Origin of the sequence: Streptomyces aurantiacus JA 4570, from assembly GCF_000414115.1 — a bacterium.
In the GTDB taxonomy this organism is placed as follows: domain Bacteria; phylum Actinomycetota; class Actinomycetes; order Streptomycetales; family Streptomycetaceae; genus Streptomyces; species Streptomyces aurantiacus_A.
The window spans coordinates 1-3,172 of record NZ_AOPZ01000013.1; the positions used below are offsets into that span (position 1 = coordinate 1).

3 protein-coding genes are annotated in these 3,172 nt (G+C 73.9%); 2 read left to right on the forward strand and 1 reads right to left on the reverse strand.

Annotation, left to right across the window (positions count from 1 at the left end; all coding sequences use genetic code 11):
• Nucleotides 1–7: 7 nt before the first annotated feature.
• A complete protein-coding gene (locus STRAU_RS01560) occupies nt 8–712 on the reverse strand; it encodes a response regulator transcription factor (RefSeq protein ID WP_016638450.1) in 705 nt (234 codons plus the stop codon).
• A 207-nt stretch (nt 713–919) separates the two neighbouring features.
• Between STRAU_RS01560 and STRAU_RS01565 the strand changes: the two genes are divergently transcribed.
• On the forward strand, nt 920–2,128 hold the full coding sequence (locus STRAU_RS01565; RefSeq protein WP_052028916.1) for a UDP-N-acetylglucosamine--N-acetylmuramyl-(pentapeptide) pyrophosphoryl-undecaprenol N-acetylglucosamine transferase: 1,209 nt from the start codon (nt 920–922) through the stop codon (nt 2,126–2,128).
• Nucleotides 2,125–3,138 carry a GDP-mannose 4,6-dehydratase gene (locus STRAU_RS01570; RefSeq protein WP_016638453.1) on the forward strand — a complete coding sequence of 338 codons (1,014 nt, stop codon included), beginning with the start codon at nt 2,125–2,127 and terminating at the stop codon, nt 3,136–3,138. Before STRAU_RS01565 ends, STRAU_RS01570 begins: the two co-directional genes overlap by 4 nt.
• The last annotated feature ends 34 nt before the right edge of the window (nt 3,139–3,172 follow it).

A 3,172-nucleotide genomic window follows, 5' to 3' on the forward strand; every position in this document is an offset into this window, starting at 1 on the left:
CGGGCGCTCACGGCGAGCCGAACCGGTAGCCGACGCCGTGCACCGTGTGCACGAGCCGGGCCTCGCCGCCGGACTCCAGCTTGCGGCGCAGATAACCGACGTACACCGCGAGGGAGTTGGAGTCGGGGCCGAAGTCCCGCCCCCACACCGACTCGTGGATCAGCTCGCGCGGCAGGACCTGGCCCGCGTTGCGCAGGAGCAGTTCCAGGAGGGTGGCCTCGGTGCGGCTGAACTCGATGCGCCGCCCGCCGCGCCCCCCGGTGCGGGTGCGCACGTCGAGGGTCAGATCGCCGTACGCGAGCTCGTCGCCGTCGCGGCCGGGCTCCGCCGGGTCCGGGGCGGCGCGGCGCAGCAGCGCGCGGACCCGGGCCACCAGCTCGTCCAGGGCGAAGGGCTTGACGAGATAGTCGTCGGCTCCGGCGTCGAGCCCGTCGACGCGGTCGCTCACCGAGTCCAGGGCCGTAAGGACGAGCACCGGCGTGCGGTCGCCCGCCGCCCGCAGCCTGCGGCACACCGCCAGGCCGTCCATGACGGGCATCATCACGTCCAGGACAAGCAGGTCCGGCTCCCACCGGGCCACCGCGGTCAGCGCCCGGTGGCCGTCGGCGGCCCCGCGCACATGGTGCCCCTCGACGGTCAGCGCGTCCTCCACCGCGGCGCGCACCTCCGGGTCGTCGTCGACGACGAGGATCTTGGCGGCGGCGGCCGTCATGCGCCGCCGCCCGTGCCCGTGCCTGTGCTCGTGCCCACGCCCGTGCCTGTGCCCACGCGCGGAACCTCGGGCCTCGTACGCCTCATATGCCCCGTACGACCCGTGCGGCTCGTACGCCTCGTACCGCTCCTGAACCAGCTCATGAACCAAAGGTGCCAAATGCGGCTCTTAAAACCCTCTTAGGACGGCTCGCGAGGCTCCGGTGCCATGAGAACTCCCGTCACCTCCGCCACGGCCAGTCCCGCGGCGACCCACACGAACAGGCCGCTGTCCGTCGTGATCGGCGCGGGCGGCACCGGCGGCCACATCTATCCGGGCCTCGCCCTCGCCGACGCCCTGCGCCGGGCCGTGCCGGACGCGGTGATCTCCTTCGTGGGCACCGAGCGCGGCCTGGAGACCCGGCTCATCCCCGAGGCCGGCTACCGGCTGCACACCGTCGACATGATCCCCTTCGACCCGTCGCTCGGCGCCCGCCGCTATCTGCTGCCCGCGGCCCTGCTGAAGTCCGGCGCCCAGTGCCGGGCCATCCTGCGGGACCAGGGCGCGCAGGTCGCCGTCGGCATGGGCGGCTACCCGAGCGCGCCCGCGATCGTCGGCGCGCGCATGGCCGGACTGCCCAGCCTCATCCACGAGTCCAACGCCGTGCCCGGCCGCGCCAACCGCTTCGCCGCCCGGCTCACCCCGCACATCGCCGTCGCCTTCGACCGCAGCCGGGCCCATCTGCCGGGCGGCGACCGCGCCACCACCACCGGCATGCCCATCGCCGCCGCCCTCGCCTCCCTCGACCGGGACGCGCTGCGTGCCGACGCCCGGCGCGTCCTCGGCGTGCCCGACGGGGCGCGGCTCGTGCTCTTCAACGGCGGCAGCCTGGGCGCGGCCCGCCTCACTGAGGCGGCGCTCGGGCTCGCCGCCCGCTGGCGGTGGCGTGGCGACGTATTCCTGCTGATCAAGACCGGTCCCGCGGCGCTCGACGAGACGCGGCGGCGGCTCGCGTACGAAGGACATGAGGGAGCAGGCGCGGTCGCGCGGGCCGTGCCGTACCTGGACCGGATGGACCTCGCCTACGCCGCCGCCGACCTCGTCGTCTGCCGCGCGGGCTCCGCCACCGTCGCCGAACTCGCCGCGACCGGTGTGCCCGCCGTCCTCGTGCCCTACCCGCACGCCCCCGGCGACCACCAGACCCACAACGCGCGGGTCCTCTCCGACGCCGGCGCGGGGCTGCTGCTTCCCGACGCCGAGACCACCGCCGACCGGCTCGCGGGGCTTCTCGAACCGCTGCTCGCCGAACCGGCCCGGCTCGCCGCCATGAGCGGCGCCGCGGATCCCGGGCCGCACGCCCGGGCCGCCGACCTGCTCGCCGAGCGGGTCCTGCACCTCGCCCAACACCACACCGATCACCTGGAGTACGCGGCATGAACGACCTCTCGCCCTCTGCCCCTCTTTCCTGGCGCGACCGCACCGTCCTCGTCACCGGCGCCGAGGGTTTCATCGGCTCGACCCTCGTCGACCTGCTCCTGGAGCGGGGCGCGAAGGTCCGTGCCTTCGTGCACTACAAGCCGTACGGCGACAAGGGGCACCTGGCGCATCTCGCCGGGGACCCGCGGGTGGAGTTCCTCGCCGGTGACGTCCGCGACGCGGGGCGCGTGATGGACGCCGTCGCCGGGTGCGACACCGTCTTCCACCTCGCCGCGCTCATCGGGATCCCGTACTCGTACGACTCTCCCGGCGCGTACGTGCAGACCAACGTCGTCGGTACGGAGAACGTCGCCGAGGCGTGCCGCCGGCACTCCGTGCGCCGACTCGTCCACACCTCGACCAGTGAGGTGTACGGGACGGCGCTGACGGTGCCCATCAGCGAGCGGCACCCGCTGCAGCCGCAGTCGCCGTACTCCGCCTCGAAGATCGGCGCCGACATGACGGTGCTGTCGCACTGGCACGCCTTCGAGCTGCCGGTGGCCGTGGTGCGGCCCTTCAACACCTACGGCCCGCGGCAGTCCGCCCGTGCCGTGATCCCCACCATCCTCGCCCAACTGCACGCCGGGGCGCGGGAGATCAGGCTCGGGTCGCTGACGCCCACGCGGGACTTCACGTACGTGACGGACACGGCGCGCGGGTTCCTCGCGGTGGCCGAGGCCGACTCCGCCGTCGGGCAGGTCGTGAACCTCGGCGTGGGCCGGGAGATCTCCATCGGGGATCTGGCGGCGGAGTTGATCGCGGCCAGTGGGCGGGAGGCCGTGGTGGTGGCCGATCCCGCGCGGATGCGGCCTGCTGGGAGCGAAGTTGAGCGGCTCGTGTCGGACAACTCCCTTGCCCGGGAGCTGTCCGGCTGGGAGCCGGTCGTTCCGCTCCGCGAGGGGCTGGCTCTGACCTCGGCGTGGGTCGCCGAGAACCTGTCCCTCTTCGCGGCCCATACGTATCAGGTCTGACGGCCGTCGCTTCGAGCCCGCCGCTTCGCGGCGG

Bases quoted from the DNA above. Each gene is read 5' to 3' on its own strand.
- STRAU_RS01570 (WP_016638453.1), top strand. From the start codon at position 2,125: ATGAACGACCTCTCGCCCTCTGCCCCTCTTTCCTGGCGCGACCGCACC.
- STRAU_RS01560 (WP_016638450.1), bottom strand. From the start codon at position 712: ATGACGGCCGCCGCCGCCAAGATCCTCGTCGTCGACGACGACCCGGAG.
- STRAU_RS01565 (WP_052028916.1), top strand. From the start codon at position 920: ATGAGAACTCCCGTCACCTCCGCCACGGCCAGTCCCGCGGCGACCCAC.